The organism is Pseudomonas sp. SM4 (assembly GCF_051913165.1).
Lineage (GTDB): Bacteria > Pseudomonadota > Gammaproteobacteria > Pseudomonadales > Pseudomonadaceae > Aquipseudomonas.
This window is the reverse complement of the sequence record NZ_JBODOE010000004.1, coordinates 287,471-303,551: the sequence shown is the minus strand read 5'-3', so window position 1 is coordinate 303,551 and position 16,081 is coordinate 287,471. Positions and strand designations below refer to the sequence as shown.

General features: G+C 60.5%; 13 protein-coding genes and 1 riboswitch. Of the genes, 7 read left to right on the top strand and 6 right to left on the bottom strand.

What is annotated here, in order from left to right; all coding sequences use genetic code 11:
- Positions 1-76: 76 nt before the first annotated feature.
- Positions 77-182: riboswitch (TPP riboswitch) on the bottom strand.
- A 206-nt stretch (positions 183-388) separates the two neighbouring features.
- Positions 389-1,822, top strand: a complete 1,434-nt coding sequence (locus tag ACQ4MY_RS09695; RefSeq protein ID WP_008079254.1) for a TolC family outer membrane protein — start codon at positions 389-391, stop codon at positions 1,820-1,822.
- Positions 1,823-1,991: 169 nt separating this feature from the next.
- Here ACQ4MY_RS09695 and waaA read toward each other — a convergent pair whose 3' ends face one another.
- Both waaA and ACQ4MY_RS09685 read right to left on the bottom strand, forming a co-directional pair.
- Positions 1,992-3,266 (bottom strand): lipid IV(A) 3-deoxy-D-manno-octulosonic acid transferase, encoded by a 1,275-nt coding sequence (waaA, locus tag ACQ4MY_RS09690; RefSeq protein WP_440094892.1) that lies wholly within the window; start codon positions 3,264-3,266, stop codon positions 1,992-1,994.
- A gap of 11 nt (positions 3,267-3,277) precedes the next feature.
- The gene (locus ACQ4MY_RS09685; RefSeq protein WP_008079256.1) at positions 3,278-4,174 is read right to left on the bottom strand and encodes a LysR family transcriptional regulator; all 897 of its coding nucleotides are present in this window, start codon (positions 4,172-4,174) and stop codon (positions 3,278-3,280) included.
- A gap of 108 nt (positions 4,175-4,282) precedes the next feature.
- Between ACQ4MY_RS09685 and ACQ4MY_RS09680 the strand changes: the two genes are divergently transcribed.
- The 4 genes from ACQ4MY_RS09680 (at position 4,283) to ACQ4MY_RS09665 (ending at position 7,792) form a co-directional block, all read left to right on the top strand.
- Entirely contained in the window at positions 4,283-4,615 is a 333-nt protein-coding gene (locus tag ACQ4MY_RS09680) for a DMT family transporter (RefSeq protein WP_008079257.1), read from the top strand.
- Between the two features lie 198 nt (positions 4,616-4,813).
- Positions 4,814-5,989 carry an NAD(P)/FAD-dependent oxidoreductase gene (locus ACQ4MY_RS09675; RefSeq protein WP_440094891.1) on the top strand — a complete coding sequence of 392 codons (1,176 nt, stop codon included), beginning with the start codon at positions 4,814-4,816 and terminating at the stop codon, positions 5,987-5,989.
- Positions 5,986-6,798 carry an aldo/keto reductase gene (locus tag ACQ4MY_RS09670; RefSeq protein ID WP_008079260.1) on the top strand — a complete coding sequence of 271 codons (813 nt, stop codon included), beginning with the start codon at positions 5,986-5,988 and terminating at the stop codon, positions 6,796-6,798. The genes ACQ4MY_RS09675 and ACQ4MY_RS09670 overlap by 4 nt, the downstream gene beginning before the upstream one ends.
- Before the next feature lie 31 nt (positions 6,799-6,829).
- Positions 6,830-7,792, top strand: a complete 963-nt coding sequence (locus tag ACQ4MY_RS09665; RefSeq protein WP_440094890.1) for a metal ABC transporter ATPase — start codon at positions 6,830-6,832, stop codon at positions 7,790-7,792.
- Positions 7,793-7,948: 156 nt separating this feature from the next.
- On the opposite strand, the gene hldE is transcribed toward ACQ4MY_RS09665, so the two are convergent.
- From hldE to msbA, 4 genes are all read right to left on the bottom strand, one after another.
- Positions 7,949-9,370, bottom strand: a complete 1,422-nt coding sequence (hldE, locus tag ACQ4MY_RS09660) for a bifunctional D-glycero-beta-D-manno-heptose-7-phosphate kinase/D-glycero-beta-D-manno-heptose 1-phosphate adenylyltransferase HldE (RefSeq protein WP_008079264.1) — start codon at positions 9,368-9,370, stop codon at positions 7,949-7,951.
- A gap of 102 nt (positions 9,371-9,472) precedes the next feature.
- A complete protein-coding gene (gene cysC / locus ACQ4MY_RS09655; protein ID WP_440094889.1) occupies positions 9,473-10,084 on the bottom strand; it encodes an adenylyl-sulfate kinase in 612 nt (203 codons plus the stop codon).
- On the bottom strand, positions 10,077-10,781 hold the full coding sequence (locus ACQ4MY_RS09650) for a sulfotransferase family 2 domain-containing protein (protein WP_440094888.1): 705 nt from the start codon (positions 10,779-10,781) through the stop codon (positions 10,077-10,079). Before ACQ4MY_RS09650 ends, cysC begins: the two co-directional genes overlap by 8 nt.
- A gap of 256 nt (positions 10,782-11,037) precedes the next feature.
- Positions 11,038-12,840 (bottom strand): lipid A export permease/ATP-binding protein MsbA, encoded by a 1,803-nt coding sequence (gene msbA / locus ACQ4MY_RS09645; protein WP_440094887.1) that lies wholly within the window; start codon positions 12,838-12,840, stop codon positions 11,038-11,040.
- Between the two features lie 154 nt (positions 12,841-12,994).
- Between msbA and ACQ4MY_RS09640 the strand changes: the two genes are divergently transcribed.
- Positions 12,995-14,857 (top strand): O-antigen ligase family protein, encoded by a 1,863-nt coding sequence (locus tag ACQ4MY_RS09640; protein ID WP_440094886.1) that lies wholly within the window; start codon positions 12,995-12,997, stop codon positions 14,855-14,857.
- Positions 14,857-16,074 carry an acyltransferase family protein gene (locus ACQ4MY_RS09635; RefSeq protein ID WP_440094885.1) on the top strand — a complete coding sequence of 406 codons (1,218 nt, stop codon included), beginning with the start codon at positions 14,857-14,859 and terminating at the stop codon, positions 16,072-16,074. The genes ACQ4MY_RS09640 and ACQ4MY_RS09635 overlap by 1 nt, the downstream gene beginning before the upstream one ends.
- Positions 16,075-16,081: the final 7 nt, after the last annotated feature.

Here is a 16,081-nt window from a genome sequence, read left to right as displayed (position 1 = left end):
GACTGGTGCTGTGCATCGTCGTCGAGCGTTCGATTGTCGAACAATTTCCCGGACGAAGCACAAGAGGACTCGCCGGGTGACGAGAAATCTTGTTCCCTACGCAGGCGCTAACCTGATCAGGTTCAACGGGATCCGAAATTATTCGATCTCAGCCTCATAGCAAGGCACCCCGACAAGAACCCGGCCAGTCTAGACACAACCGGCAAAGAACGCCAACACCGCAGCAAACACCATGATGAATGGCGCAAATACACGGGTTGGGCCGATTGTTGTGATCGGTTTGCGCAACTACACTCGCTTTGCCCCGCCACGCCTTGACGCTGTGGGGCCTGCGCCTTACCTTTGGCGCCCCGATTACTTCCATAATATTAATGCTAGGGATCGCCTCATGCTGCGCAAACTCTCACTGGCTGTTGCCGTGTCTTGTGCGTCCAACGCAATGGCCTGGGCAGCAGAAGCGCCCTTGTCGACCAAAACCGATCTGGTCAGCGTCTATCAGGAAGCGGTCGACAACAACGCCGATCTGGCCGCCGCCCGCGCCCAGTACGGCGCACAGAAAGAAGTGGTGCCACAGGCCCGCGCCGGCTTGCTGCCGAACCTGTCCGGCGGCGCCGAAACCGCCAATGTGCGCACCTCGATCGATCAGCCTTCGGCCATCGCCAACCGCAGCGCTCACTCGTATCAGGCGACCCTCGCCCAGCCGCTGTTCCGCGCCGATCGCTGGTTCCAGTACCAGGCCGCCAAGGACGTCAACGAGCAAGCCGCGCTGCAACTGTCGGCAACCGAGCAGAACCTGATCCTGCAATCGGCCGAAAGCTATTTCAACGTGCTGCGCAGTCAGGACAATCTGGCCTCGACCAAGGCTGAAGAAGCCGCGTTCAAGCGCCAGCTCGACCAGTCCAACGAACGCTTCGATGTCGGCCTGTCGGACAAGACCGACGTCCTGCAATCGCAAGCCAGTTACGACACCGCACGGGCCAACCGCATTGTTGCGCAGCGTCAGGTAGATGATGCGTTTGAAGCGCTGATCACCCTGACCAACCGTCAGTACAACTCGATTCAGGGCATCGTCCACTCGCTGCCGATCCTGCCGCCAGCGCCGAACGATGCCAAATCGTGGGTTGATACGGCGGCGCGTCAGAACCTGAATTTGCTGGCCAGTAACTACGCCGTCAGTTCCGCCGAAGAGACCTTGAAGCAGCGCAAGGCCGGTCACTTGCCGACCCTCGACGCGGTGGCCAAATACGAAAAAGGTGACAACGACGCCCTCGGTTTCGCCAACCCGAACTCGTTCGGTGCGCCTTACGGTGGCAACGTTGAACAGACCACCGTCGGACTGCAGCTGAACATCCCGATCTATAGCGGCGGCCTGACCAGTTCGCAAGTGCGTCAGTCGTATGCGCAACTGGATCAGAGCGAGCAGCAGCGTGAATCGCTGCGTCGGCAGATCGTTGAGAACACCCGCAATCTGCACCGCGCGGTGAATACCGACGTCGAGCAGGTACAGGCGCGCAAGCAATCGATCATCTCCAACCAGAGCGCAGTGGAAGCGACGGAAATCGGTTATCAGGTCGGTACGCGCAACATCGTCGACGTGCTCGATGCGCAGCGTCAGCTGTACACCTCGGTGCGCAACTACAACAACACTCGCTACGATTACATTCTCGACAACCTGCGCTTGAAACAGGCGGCGGGGACGTTGAATCCCGGGGATCTGGAAGATCTGCGACGCTATCTGAAAGCCGACTACAACCCGGACAAGGATTTCCTCCCGCCGGATCTGGCCAAGGCTGCCGAAGAACAACTCAAGGCCCGCCCATAAACAATCTGGAATGAATCCCCTGTGGCGAGGGGATTTATCCCCGATGGGTTGCGTAGAAGCCCCAAAACCATTCACCGCGGTGATTCAGTCAGATCTGGCAAACAGGATTTACGACTGCTGCGCAGCCGATCGGGGATAAATCCCCTCGCCACAGTAATATTCCAAGCGACTATTTGAGCAGCCGCGCCAAACCATCCAGCAAGCGCTGCAACGCGCCCTGGTTGCGGCGCATCACCGCCAGCCCGGCCTCGGCCATGCGCTGCGCATCACGCGGCAATTCGAACAAACGCTGCACTTCCACCGCCAGCCCTTCAGCATCATCGACCTCTGCCAACGCCCCGGCTTCACGCAATTGCGCGGCGATGTCGAGGAAGTTGAACAGGTGCGGGCCGCTGAGCACCGGTTTCGCCAAGGCTGCGGGCTCCAGCAAATTGTGCCCGCCATTAGCCACAAGGCTGCCGCCGACAAATGCGCTGTCAGCCAAGGCATACAGAAACAGCAATTCACCCATGGTGTCGCCGAGCAGTACAGAAGTCTGCGCATCGACATTGGCCCCGGTCGAACGTCGCACCGTGGAGAAACCTTCACGCTGACATAGCTCAAACACCGAGTTGAAACGCTCAGGATGGCGCGGCACCAGAATCAGCAACGCATCCGGGTGATTGGCCAGCAAACGACGATGGGCATCGAGCACCACTTCGTCTTCGCCTTCATGGGTGCTGGCGGCGATCCACACCGGACGCTCCAGCGCCTGCCATTGCCCACGCAATTCAGCGGCGCGTTGCAGCAGCGCCGGGTCAATGGTCAGGTCGAATTTGATCGAGCCCGTCACCTCGACCGTTTCCGGACGCGCACCCAATTCGCGGAAGCGCTGGGCTTCAGTTTCAGTCTGAATCGCAAAAAAACTCATCTCGGCGAGCATCGGTGCGGTCAGTTTGCGGAACCGCCCATAACCGCGTGCCGAACGCTCGGACAAGCGTCCATTGGCCAGCGCCACCGGAATCCCGCGCTTGGCGCACTGGTGAATGTGGTTGGGCCACAGTTCGGTTTCCATGATCACTGCCAGTTTCGGCTGTGCGCGATCAAGAAACCGCGCCGCCGCACACGGCAAGTCATACGGCAGGTAGCAATGCTGGATGCGTGGCTCGTTGGCGAACAGCGCCTGAATGCGTTCCGAACCGGTCGGCGTCATGCAGGTTACGGTGATCGGCAGTTGTGGATAACGTTGCAGCAGAGCGCGGATCATCGGCGCCGCAGCGATGCTCTCGCCCACCGACACCGCGTGCACCCAGATGCCGCCGGGTTGCAGCGTCGGCATGCCGTAGGAGAAACGTTCGCCAATCCGCTTGGCATACGCCGGCGCCTTGCGCGCCCGCAGCCACAGCCGAATCGCCACCAATGGCAGCCCCAGGTAAAACAGCGCGGTGTACAGAGTTCTATTCATGGCGGCGGAGTTTATCGACTTTTGTCGCCGATCGCCCGCAAGTGCACGGCAAAACGCTCCGCCAGCCAACGCGCCGCCGGGCCAAGCGGCTCGTCACGGCGCCAGACCAGTTCCACCACCAGCGCCGGCGGCGTCCATTCGCTGTCGAGTTCGACCATCAACCCCTGATACGCCGAGTACTGCACGACGTGGCGCGGCAACCACGCCCAACCGAGATCGCGCACCAGCCATTCGGCCATCACGTAATAGCTGTCGGCGCGCCAGACTTGCGGGCTGGCCGGTTCGTTGCCGGGGTAGACGCTGGTTTGCGTCGACATCAACAGTTGCCGATGCTGCGCCATCTGCTGACATGTGACATAGCTCTGCGTCGCCAACGGATGATTGATCCCGCAGACGGTGACCATTTCGACGCTACCAAGGACTCGGCGCTCCAGCGCTTCGGGGATTTCATCGTGATAGAACAGCAAGCCGAGATCGGCACGACGCTCGACCAGTTTGCGCGCGACTTCGCCCTGGGCGGCACTGGTCAGTTGCACTTCGAGGCTGGGAAATTGTTCGGCCAGCGCGCCGAAGCTTTCCACCAGCGCCTGATACGGCATCGCTTCATCCTGCGCCACGCGCAATTGCGCTTCCTGACCGCGCATCATCGCCATGGCCCGGCCGTTGAGGCGTTCGCACTGGCGCAGCACTTCCCGCGCTTCTTCGAGTAACGCTTCACCTGCTTCAGTGAGGGTTGGCTGACGACCGCTGCTTCGCTCGAACAGGCTGACGCCCAGATCGTCCTCGAGCATCGCGACAGCACTGCTGATCGCCGACTGCGCCTTGCGCTGCTGACGCGCCACGGCGGAGAACGAGCGTTGATCGGCGACCGCGATAAATGTGCGTAATTGATCTAGATTCCACTGCATGCTGCTCGCCCAACCCATCTTTCAAACAGATAGGTAATGACTTTACCGCATCTGAAGAATCACTAAAATGCCGACCTCAGACAGTAACGCTCCACTTGAGGAATACCCATGAACGCCTACGCCTACCTTGCCATCGCTATTTGCGCCGAAGTCATGGCCACCGTTTCGATGAAAGCGGTCAAAGGCTTCAGCACGCCGCTGCCTCTGCTGGTGGTGATCGTGGGCTACGCCATCGCGTTCTGGATGTTGATCCTGGTGGTGCGCACCGTTCCCGTTGGCGTGGCCTACGCGGTATGGGCCGGCATGGGCATCGTGATGGTCAGCGTTGCGGCGCTGTTCATTTACGGGCAGAAACTGGATATCCCGGCGATGCTCGGGATGGCCTTGATCGTGCTGGGCGTCGTCGTCATCCAGCTGTTCTCGAAAACCGCCGGCCACTAAAGACAAAACACATCCCCCTGTAGGAGTGAGCCTGCTCGCGATAGCGATCTGTCATTCAACATTTATGTCGTCTGATAGAACGCATCGCGAGCAGGCTCACTCCTACAGGTTTGCGCTCCCTCTGTTGATCATCGACAAATCCCCCTCTTTCCCGAGTCTGTATACTGCGCCCTCGTCTTGAACACCTGAGGTCGCTGCATGCCATCCGTTATTTCCACCGACGTTCTGATTGTCGGCGCTGGTGTCGCCGGCCTCTGGCTGAACGCGCGTCTGCGCCGTCAGGGTTTTTCGACCGTGCTGGTGGAAAGCGCCAGCCTCGGCGGCGGGCAGAGTGTGAAGTCGCAGGGGATCATCCACGGCGGCGCCAAGTACGCGCTGCACGGTGCGCTGACCGGCGCCTCGGAAGCCATCGCCGACATGCCGCGCCGCTGGCGTGAAGCGCTGGCCGGCAACGGCGAGCTGGACCTGTCCGGCGTGCGCCTGCTCTCCGAAGCTCACTACCTGTGGTCGCCCGGCACCCTCGCCGGCAACCTCACCAGTTTCTTCGCCAGCAAAGCCGTGCGCGGCCGCGTCGATCAGGTCAAGGGCGAGCAATTGCCGGCGGCCCTGCAAGACAAACGCTTCAAGGGCAAGGTCTACCGCCTCGCCGAACTGGTGGTCGATGTGCCGAGCCTGATCCAGCGCCTGGCCGATCTGGCCGGTGATGGCCTGCTCGCCGGGCAAACCATCGAGCCGCTGCTGGAAGCGGGCGTGCTGGTCGGTTTGAAAGTCGACGGCCGCGAGATCCGCGCCCAGCGCATCGTCCTCAGCGCCGGCGCCGGTACCGCGCAATTGCTTGAAGACCTCGGCCTGAGCCAGCCGGCCATGCAACGCCGGCCGCTGCACATGATCATCGCCAAAGGCCCGGGCCTGAAACCGCTGTACGCACACTGCCTGGGCGGCGGCACCAAACCGCGCATCACCGTGACCACGCACCCGGCGGCTGACGGTCAGTGGGTCTGGTACATGGGCGGCGACATCGCCGAAAGCGAAGGCGTACACCGCGAACCGGCCGAGCAGATCGCCACCGCGCAAAAGGAAATCGCCCAGTTGCTGCCGTGGATCGACCTCAGCACCACGCAATGGGCGACCCTGCGCGTCGACCGCGCCGAACCGCTGCAAACCGGGCTGACACGCCCCGATAACGCCTTCCTCGCCGAGCAGGGCCGGTTGCTGGTCGGCTGGCCGACCAAATTGGCGCTGGCGCCGGACTTCGCTGACCGCGTGATCGCTTCTCTTGAACGCGACGGCATCCAGCCACAAGCCAGCGAACCATTGCCGGCCTTGCCGAAACCACCGATGGGCGTTCCCGCCTGGGAGCAATTGCTGCCATGAGCCTTCCAACCCTGCACGACTTCCACCGTCCACTGGGCAGCACCGGTCTGACGGTTTCGCCGCTGGGCCTGGGCACGGTCAAACTCGGCCGCGACCAAGGCGTGAAATACCCCAACGGTTTTCAGATCCCCGGCGACGACGAAGCGCGGATGTTGCTGCGCCAGGCGCGCGAACTGGGCATCAACCTGATCGACACCGCCCCGGCCTACGGTCGCAGCGAAGAACGCCTCGGCCCACTGTTGCGCGGTCAGCGTCAGGACTGGGTGATTGTCAGCAAGGTCGGCGAGGAGTTTGCCGATGGCGTGTCGCACCACGACTTCAGCGCTGCGCACACGCGCATGTCGGTTGAGCGCAGCCTGAAACGTCTGGAAACGGATTTTATCGATCTGCTGCTGGTGCATTCCGACGGCAACGACATGGCGATCCTCGAGCACGAAGAGGTTTACGCGACACTCGCCGCGCTCAAGGCCGAGGGCAAGATTGGCGGCTTCGGCTTTTCCGGCAAAACCGTCGAGGGTGGCCTGAAAGCACTGGAGCAGGGCGATTGCGCGATGGTCACCTACAATCTGAACGAACAAAACGAGAAAGCTGTCATTGACTATGCTGCTGCCCACGGCAAAGCCATTCTGGTGAAAAAAGCCTTGGCCAGCGGTCACGTTTGCCTGAGCCCGGGCGTAGATCCGGTGCGCGCCAGTTTTGAGTTGCTGTTCGCGCAGCCTGGCGTGGCCAGTGCTATTGTCGGCACGATCAATCCGCTGCACCTCGCCCACAACGTTGCGACCGTAGCCCAGGTCCTGCGTGGTCACTGACGCCGCTTCGCGGCCTTAAGCAGGAGCCGATATGCCGCGCACGCTCATCAGAAAGAACCCGAGCAACTTCAAGACCCTGCCGCTGTTCGTCGAAGCCACGCCCGAAGGCCTGACCTACCAGAGCGTCGGCATGCCGCTGAACTTCGCCCAGACCTTGCAGCGGCGCAAACCGGTGAGCGTCGCCGATGCCGAGCGCTTCTCGCTGGAGTTGGCCAACCTCGGTGTGTCGGTGCGCCTGACCCTGCATTGGCAGAATCGCGACTACTGGGTGCTGGTGCGCCAGCGCCGGCAAGATCGCGGCGACGTGGTGCTCAAGCTGATTTCCGGCTACGTACCGGCGCACGAATTGAACATTCCGCTGCACACGGCGATTCAGGAAATTGCTGAAGAGTGTTTGCTGGAAACGCCTGAAGGCTGGCTCGGCGGGCGTTTCAACGACACCTGGCTGCCGGCGCCCTACTCATCTGCCCTGCATTATCGTGAGGCCTTGCCGTTTCGCCTGACCCCGTTGTCCGGGTCTGCACGGCCGGTGCGCTGCGCCAATCTGCAATTGCTGGAGCGACCACGCGCCTATGTGCATCTGCCGACCGCATCATTGCAATTGATCTACGACCTGCGCCTGGACGTGCCCAAGGAAGCCAAATCCCTGAGCCTGTTTCATGTCGATGAACGACTGGAAGGTGATCAACTGGTGGCGCGACTGGATCGCAAGCGGCCGGATCTTTATCTGATGCCGTTGCAGGACGGCCAACCGTTGCCGGAGTTGTACACCTTGAAAAAGGATCAACTGTACCCGGCGAGCACCCGCGGTTTATATCTGGCGGAAAGCTTTGCCCGTCAGGAGGGCTGGCTGGTGCGCGATGAGCGGATTCGCTGGAAGGACTGGTTGCGTCAGCAGGGACTGACGCCGCCGGAGAAGGCGACTGGTCTGGCGCGGTTGCGCGGCAAGGCCAGGCAACTGCTGAAAAAAATCGTACCGCGCAAAGCGATTTGAAATCTTCACATAATCTTGTGGCGAGGGGATTTATCCCCGTTGGGTGGCGAAGCCGCCCCAAAACCTGCGACCGCGGTTAGATTAATCGCGGTGACTGGTTTTACGACTGCTACGCAGCCGAACGGGGATAAATCCCCTCGCCACAATTGTCCTTCATCAGGACTTGCGGATTTTTTCCACAATCGCCGTGGTCGAGCTGTTTTCCACCAGCCCCAGCACTTTCACCGTACCGCCGTAAGCGGTGACGATATCCGCGCCAACCACCTGCTCGATGCCGTAATCCCCACCCTTGACCAACACATCCGGCTTGACCTCGCGCAGCAGGTTTTCCGGCGTGCCTTCAGGGAAGCTGATCACCCAATCTACTGCGCCCAGACCGGCGAGTACCGCCATGCGTCGGTCGACACTGTTGATCGGACGACCCGGGCCTTTCAGACGGCTGACCGAGGCGTCATCGTTGATCGCGACGATCAGGCGATCGCCTTGCGCGCGCGCCTGTTCCAGGTAGGTCACATGGCCAGCATGGAGGATGTCGAAGCAGCCATTGGTGAAGACGATCCGCTCGTTGTGCGCACGGGCATCGTCAACCGCCAGCAGCAGTTGCTCCAGACCCAGCACGCCACGCTCGGAGCCTTCTTCACGCTGAATCGCGCGGCGTAGCTCCGGGGCGCTGATCGCCGCCGTACCGAGTTTGCCAACAACAATGCCGGCTGCCAGATTGGCCAGCGCCACCGCGTGAGGCAGTTCTTCGCCCGCTGCAATTGCTGCCGCCAACGTCGAAATCACGGTATCGCCGGCACCGGTGACGTCGAACACTTCACGGGCACGTGCCGGCAAGTGCAGTGCCGGATGATCCGGGCGCAACAGGGTCATGCCGTGTTCGCCACGGGTCACCAGCAACGCGCCGAGCTCGAGGTCGTGCATCAGGGTCGCGCCCTTGCTCACCAACTCGTGCTCATCGGCACAGCCGCCGACGATGGTTTCGAATTCGCTGAGGTTCGGCGTGATCAGGCTGGCGCCACGGTAGATCGAGAAATCCTTGCCCTTCGGATCGGCCAGCACCGGAATGCCTTTGGCACGTGCGGCCTGGATCAGCACTTGATGGTTTTTCAGCGCGCCTTTGCCGTAGTCCGACAGCACCAGCACCTTGATGCCTTCGAGCAAGTCTTCGACCTGCGAGGCCAGGGCCAGCGCATCGGTGGCAAACGGTTCTTCGAAATCGATACGCAGCAATTGCTGGTGCCGGCTCATGACCCGCAGTTTGACGATGGTCGGTTGATGCGCAATGCGCTGAAACAGCGCACGCACACCCGCGCCCTTGAGACTGTTGCTCAGGCTGTCGGCGGCTTCATCATCGCCGGTCACACCGACCAGCGACGCCGGCGCACCCAGCGCGGCAATGTTCAAGGCAACGTTGGCAGCGCCGCCCGGACGGTCTTCGATTTGCTCGACTTTAACGACCGGCACCGGCGCCTCAGGGGAAATCCGTGAGGTACCACCATGCCAGTAACGGTCGAGCATGACATCGCCGACCACCAAGACAGGGGCTTGATCGAATCGCGGCATGGACAACTTCATGGAGCAACCCACATACAAAATGAACAGGGGCGCGATATTAACACAGGGTTGGCGCCGGCTTGCGCGCAGGCTGCAACAGGATGAAACAGGTGGGTTTTCTGCTCATTTTTTGAGCAGCAACGCCGCCAACTGCTGACAGGCTTCGGGCAGTTCAAGGGCTCCAGTGTCGATTCGGCATTCCGCACTCAGCGGGGGCTCGTAGGGACTGTCGACGCCGGTGAAGTTGCTGATCCGGCCTTCGCGAACCGCTTGATACAACCCCTTCGGATCGCGCCGCGCACAGACCTGCAACGAGGTACTGACATGCACCTCGATAAAATCCTCCGGCGCAAACAGTCGGCGTGCAGCCTCGCGCTCGGCGCGGAACGGCGAGATGGCCGCGACGATCACGATCAACCCGGCATCGACCATCAGCCGCGCCACTTCGGCCATACGCCGAATGTTCTCGCGGCGACAGGCATCGCCCATGCCCAGATCGCAGCACAGCCCACTGCGCACATTGTCGCCATCGAGCAAAAAGGTGTGCAGACCAAACTGATGCAGATATAACTCCAGCGCGTTGGCCAGCGTCGATTTGCCGGCACCGGAAAATCCGGTCAGCCACAGGCAACGCGGACGCTGCCCCTTGATTATGGCGCGGGCCTGATGCGACAGCGCCAGACCATAAGGGCGAATGGCCGGCGCTGGCGTCGGCAGCGACAGGGATTCATTCATAGCCGAGCAACTCGTAGTCACGCTGATAGGCCCGCTTCACCAGTCGCCGGGTGCGCGCGGTGCAAAATTCACGTGCGGGGATTGGCTGACGTTGCCGGGAGCTGTTGACGTGGGGCAACTGGCTGGACAGCCCCAATTGCTCGCAGACCAGCTGAAAGTCGCGCTGCAAATGCTCCTGATAGCCGATGAAATCCAGTGCCAGATGCCCCAGCGAGTCGGTGAGGAAATCGGTTTGCGCAGCAAAGTGCAATTGCCGGGAGATATTGTCGGGATGTAGCCAGCGCAAGACAAAATCTTCGAAATCCCGGTACTGCCTGACCAGTTGCTGCGCAGCCTGATCGCGGCCACTCAGTTCATTACCGCGCAGAAACGCAAACGCCGAGTACGCACGCTCCAGCGGATCCCTGACGAAAGCAAACTTGTAAGTCGAGGCAAACTGCTGGGGAAACTGCTCCTGATACCAGTACAACGGCAGATGCCCCGGACGCCAGCCGTCGAACATCGCTTCGCAGACACTGCTGCCGGCGCACTTGGGCACATGAATGAATAAACAGGAGTGCTGCTGGAAAGCCTTTGGAAACGCGAGACTGGCCGACATCGACTTGTTCACGACCTGCCGATCAACCACCGACAAGCGCCCAAGCAGGAAGGCCCGCTGCGGTTTTGGCAGCAGTTTCCATAGATAGCGTTGCAACATGAGAGTACCCGCGCGACGGGGATGTCCCCCTCGATAGATGTAAGAGTTCGTTGAGGAACCTTAACAAGCGCGGTGCCCGGTTTTATGCCGGTTTGGTCAAGAAGGGTAAAGGTCTGGATACAAACAACGTCCCACAACTGCAATCCACTTTCCATGTAGGAGCTGCCGAAGGCTGCGATCTTTTGATCTTGCTTCTATGAAAACAGATCAAAAGATCGCAGCCTGCGGCAGCTCCTACCGGGCCGCGTGAACATTATCAGGCGATGTCTTCAGCCGGGGCATCGAGGCCCATAGCGTTCAAACGGGCGTAGTAGCCATTCTGCGCCAGCAGCTCATCGTGGGTGCCGCGCTCGACGATACGGCCCTGATCCATGACCAGAATCAGGTCAGCCTTCTCGATGGTCGACAGACGGTGCGCGATCACCAGCGTGGTGCGACCCTTCATGACTTGATCGAGTGCCGCCTGAATATGACGCTCGGACTCAGTGTCGAGGGCCGAGGTGGCCTCGTCGAGAATCAGCAGCGGCGCGTTCTTGAGCAATGCACGGGCAATCGCCAGACGTTGACGCTGACCGCCGGAAAGCAGCACGCCATTCTCGCCGACCTGAGTGTCGAGGCCCTCGGGCAGTTGCGCGATGAAGTCCATGGCATAGGCATCACGCGCGGCTTTCTCGATGTCCTCACGCGGCGCGCCGGCCAGATCGCCATAGGCGATGTTGTTCGCCACGGTGTCGCTGAACAGGGTCACGTGCTGGGTCACCTGAGCAATATGACGACGCAGGTTGAGCAGTTTGTAGTTTTCGACTTCCACACCGTCGATGAGGATCTCGCCCTTGTCGTGGTGATAGAAGCGCGGAATCAGATTGGCCAGCGTCGACTTGCCGCTGCCGGAGCGACCGACCAGCGCGACCATCTGCCCCGGTTCCACCGAGAAGCTGATGTTGTCGAGTACCTGACGCTCGGTGTCCGGGTAGGTGAAGCTCAGGTTACGCACATCCAGACGACCGGTCACGGCATCGCGCTCGACGGTGCCGGTGTCGACTTCCGGCGTCACGTCCAGTTGTTCGAAAATGCTTTCCGCACCGGCCACGCCTTTCTGGATGGTCGAGCTGACTTCGGACAATTGGCGAATCGGTTTCGGCAGCAGGCCCGCCAGGGTGATGTAAGCCACCATGTCACCGGCCGACGCGTCACCGCGCAGGTACAGCACGAGGAACATCAGCACCGCCATGGCGCTGTAGATCACCAGTTGCAGCATCGGCGTGTAGATCGCGCCAGTGCGGGTCATGCGCAGCTGTTTGTCGGTGTTGCTCTGGCTGGCCTTGAGGAAGCGTTTTTCTTCGTAGATTTCACCGCCGAAGCTGCGCACCACGCGATAGCCCTGGATGGTTTCCGAGGCCACGTGAGTGACGTCGCCCATGGCCAGTTGGATCTTCTTGCTCTGCTTGCGGAATTTCTTGCTCGCGGTGCGCACCATCACGGCGATCAGCGGCAGGATCGCGACCATCACCAGCGTCAGTTTCCAGTTCATGAACAGCAGGGACGCGAACAGGAAGATCACGGTCATGCCTTCACGAATTACGACCTTGATCGCATCTGTTGCCGCCCCCGTGACCATGGTCACGTTGAAGGTGATACGCGAAATCAGATGACCGGAGTTATGCTTGTCGAAGTAGCGGTTGGGCAGGACCAGCAGGTTGTTGAACAACTGCACACGCAGGTCATGCACCAGGCCGAGGGAAACCTTGGCCAGAAAGTAGTTGCCCAGATAAGATCCCAGCCCCTGCCACGCGGCGATCAGGATGATCAGCAGCGGAACGGCCTGCAACAGTTGCAGGTCACGCAGGTAAGGTACGGTCGGAAACAGCACCGCTTCAGGGTTCGACAGGCCGTCGACGAAGTACTTGAGAATGTAACCAAGCATCGGCTGGGTCGAGGCGAAAATCAGGAATCCGACGATGCTGATCAGGAACAGACTGATGTACGGCCGGACATAGCCGAGCAGGCGGAAGTAGATTTTCAAGCTCGAAGGGCTTGCGGCAGGACTGGAGTCGGTCATATCACGCGAGAGTCGATAAAAAGGACGCTGACTTTAGCACAGCTTCTTCGGGGTTCTGGCAATCGGCGAAAGGCTGTTATTGTTAAGCAACTTTTCCAGCATCAAATAGCCATCATCCGAATGGTCGATCAACTTCAGGATTGAATCTCACAGCATGCAACTTCGCGGCTTCAGCAGTACGTCCAATCGAGTCTTCGATTTCATTAGCCTGTGGATTCTTCCCACCGGCTATCTCTTGCTCTTGTGCGCGCTGTTTTTCCTGCCGGGCCGAAGTCTGCATCACAAGCTGTTTTACGGTCTGTTCAGCATCCCCACGCTGATTGCCCTGTGCCTGCGTCCGCGCGAGCTCAAGGAGCTGCTGCGCGAGCCGATCTTCATCGCCCTTCTGCTGTTTGTCGCCTGGGCCTTGCTCAGCCTCAGTTGGGGGCCTGGCGGAGAACCGGTCGGCGGCATGTTCAAACCGCCGCTGCACACCTTGCTGCTGTTTGCCGGCTCTTATCTGCTGGTGCGGTACCGCAATGACATCCTGCAACCGCTGCTGTTTACCGCCGCTCTGGTCGCACTGATTGCCACAACGTGCTTCCTGTTCCAGTTCGCCCGAGTCTATGAACCCGGCATGCGCCTGGTGGGCGGTGGGGCCTTCGACAACCCACTGCTGAGTTCGCACCTGTTCGGTTTTTTCAGTGCCTACTGGCTCGCCGTGACCATGACCTGCAAGCGCCGCCAGATGATGTGGCTCAGCGTGCCGGCCATGGCGATCATGTTCATGGCGGTGATTGGCACTGGCTCCCGAACGCCACTGGTGGCGCTGACCATGGCCGCGCTGTGGCTCTGCTTCATCTGCTGGAATCGGCGTTCGCTGGGTTTGCTGGCAGCGCTGGCAGCCAGCGGCATTGCAGTGCTGACCGCTTTTTCGCAGATGATCATCGAACGCGGTGACTCTTACCGGCTGGAAATCTGGCAACAGGTTCTGCACCTGATCGGCGAACATCCGTGGATCGGCCATGGCTACAACGCCAGTCTGGCGATCGACCCGGGCGTCGGTTACAACTTTCAGGAACCGCACAGCTTTGTCCTCGGCGTGCTGTTTTACGTCGGCATCTTCGGGCTGCTGCCGTGGCTGTTCTTCCTTGCCTGGGGCCTGCTCAGCAGTTGGCGCCAGCGCGTGCAGCCGCTGTTGATCATGGCCTCGACCCTGCTGGTGTTCGGTATCGGCGCCGGGCTGACCGAGGGTGGCGGGATCATTTCGCGGCCCAAGGAGCACTGGTTCCTGCTGTGGATCCCGCTGGCACTGATCGCGGCACTGAGCATCAATCAGCGTGCACGTCGCCTGCTCACCTTGCCGGTGCAAAAGCTCTCGGCAACCGACCTGCAAGGCATGAGTCGCGAGGCGCAAATCATTGAAGAGGACGGCCTCGGCCCGAAAGTCCTGCGCCTGAACGACGGCACGTTCCTCAAGCTGTTCCGCCGTCGCCGCTGGTACACCTCGGGCAGCTTCAACCCGTATTCCGAACGCTTTGCAGTCAATAGCGAACAATTGCGCCAGATGGGCATTCCTACCCCGCAGGTGTTGAATCTGTATCGCCTGGCCGACGGCAGCAGCGCGGTGCATTACGCACCGTTGCCGGGCCACACGCTGCGCCAGGTGTTGCAAAGCATCACCGCGCCAGCGGTTCGCCAGGCGCTGGTCGAGCGCTTTGGCAAGTTCATGGCGCAACTGCATGAGAAGGGTGTGTACTTCCGCTCGCTGCATCTGGGCAACGTACTGGTGCTGGAGGATGGCGAATTCGGCCTGATTGATCTGGCCGATCTGCGGGTCTACCCTACCCCGCTCAGTCTGTCCTTGCGTCAGCGCAATCTGCGCCACATGCAACGTTACACCGTCGACAAGCGCTGGCTGTTCGAGGATCACTTCGAAGCGCTGCTCCAGGGGTACGCCACGATGGCGTCGAAATCCGCTGTGGATAATCTGCACAAGCAAGTGCTGGCCGGCAACACTCCGACCCAGGTTCATTGATGAACGAAACCAACCCGTTGATTGCGCTGGCAGCCTATCTGCTGGCGATCGTATCCGCTGCGCTGTTGTTGCGCGCGGTGCCAAAAATTGCCCGTCACCTGCAGCATTCCGGCGAAAGCCGCTATGCAAGCATCGATGGCCTGCGCGGCTACCTGGCGTTTGGCGTGTTCGTGCACCACTCGGTCATTACCTGGATTTTCCTGCGCACCGGGGTGTTCGAGTTTCCGCCGAGCAACTTTTACTCGATGCTGGGTCAGGGCAGCGTCGCGCTGTTTTTCATGATCACCGGGTTTCTGTTCTGGAATCGCCTGCTGGCCCAGGGTCGACAGCATGACTGGCTGGCGTTCGGGATTTCGCGCGTGTTTCGCCTGTATCCGCTGTACCTGCCGCTGATGCTGATCGTCTTCGTCACCGTGTTCCATCTGCAGAACTGGGAACTGAAAGAGCCCGGCGTACAACTGTTCAAGCAGATTCTGGCGTGGCTGACCTTCGACCGACCCGACGTCAACCAACACCCCCAGACCGGCATGCTGATCTCCAACGTCACCTGGACGCTGGCTTATGAGGTGTTTTTCTATTTGGCACTGCCGCTGGCCGGATTGGTTTTCATCTATCGCGGCAGCTGGCTGCAAGTGGTGCTGTGCCTGATCGGCATTTACGCCCTGTATCAGGTCGTGGGCTGGGAGCACTCGCTGAAGAAGCATTTCCTCGCCAGCTTTCTCGGCGGTATCGCCGCGGCGTACTGGATTCGTCGACCCGCACTGGTGGCGTGGAGCCGCACGCGTCTGGCCGGGTTCATCGCTTTGCTGGCACTGGTCATCGCCTTTACCGCGTTCAATCGTGCGTTCAAGGCAGCGCCGCTGTTTCTGCTGTCGTTGTTCTTCGTGATCGTCGCTTCCGGCAATTCCCTGTTCGGCGTATTGAAGCCGCGCAGCATCCGCTGGCTCGGCGAGATCAGCTACAGCACCTATCTGCTGCACGGTTTCGTACTGTGGCTGATGGTGCAGCGTCTGCCGCTGATGCTGAACCTGGACGCTACTGAAGCGTGGGTCTACCTGCCGCTGGTGGCGGCATGTACCTGCCTGTTGATTGTGATCAGCAGCGCGACGTTCCTGTACATCGAACTGCCAGGAATGGCCGCCGGCAAGAAACTCCTGCACTGGCTGCGCCAACGCCAGAAAGGCGAAAAGCGCCTGTCGGAGAAAGCCGCTCGCTGATCGCGAG

Excerpts from the sequence above, each read along its gene's own strand:
- ACQ4MY_RS09680 (WP_008079257.1), top strand. The coding sequence starts at position 4,283 with ATGAACGCCTACGCCTACCTTGCCATCGCTATTTGCGCCGAAGTCATG.
- ACQ4MY_RS09640 (WP_440094886.1), top strand. The coding sequence starts at position 12,995 with ATGCAACTTCGCGGCTTCAGCAGTACGTCCAATCGAGTCTTCGATTTC.
- msbA (WP_440094887.1), bottom strand. The coding sequence starts at position 12,840 with ATGACCGACTCCAGTCCTGCCGCAAGCCCTTCGAGCTTGAAAATCTAC.
- ACQ4MY_RS09670 (WP_008079260.1), top strand. The coding sequence starts at position 5,986 with ATGAGCCTTCCAACCCTGCACGACTTCCACCGTCCACTGGGCAGCACC.
- ACQ4MY_RS09685 (WP_008079256.1), bottom strand. The coding sequence starts at position 4,174 with ATGCAGTGGAATCTAGATCAATTACGCACATTTATCGCGGTCGCCGAT.
- ACQ4MY_RS09665 (WP_440094890.1), top strand. The coding sequence starts at position 6,830 with ATGCCGCGCACGCTCATCAGAAAGAACCCGAGCAACTTCAAGACCCTG.
- waaA (WP_440094892.1), bottom strand. The coding sequence starts at position 3,266 with ATGAATAGAACTCTGTACACCGCGCTGTTTTACCTGGGGCTGCCATTG.
- ACQ4MY_RS09675 (WP_440094891.1), top strand. The coding sequence starts at position 4,814 with ATGCCATCCGTTATTTCCACCGACGTTCTGATTGTCGGCGCTGGTGTC.
- ACQ4MY_RS09695 (WP_008079254.1), top strand. The coding sequence starts at position 389 with ATGCTGCGCAAACTCTCACTGGCTGTTGCCGTGTCTTGTGCGTCCAAC.
- ACQ4MY_RS09635 (WP_440094885.1), top strand. The coding sequence starts at position 14,857 with ATGAACGAAACCAACCCGTTGATTGCGCTGGCAGCCTATCTGCTGGCG.
- cysC (WP_440094889.1), bottom strand. The coding sequence starts at position 10,084 with ATGAATGAATCCCTGTCGCTGCCGACGCCAGCGCCGGCCATTCGCCCT.
- hldE (WP_008079264.1), bottom strand. The coding sequence starts at position 9,370 with ATGAAGTTGTCCATGCCGCGATTCGATCAAGCCCCTGTCTTGGTGGTC.
- ACQ4MY_RS09650 (WP_440094888.1), bottom strand. The coding sequence starts at position 10,781 with ATGTTGCAACGCTATCTATGGAAACTGCTGCCAAAACCGCAGCGGGCC.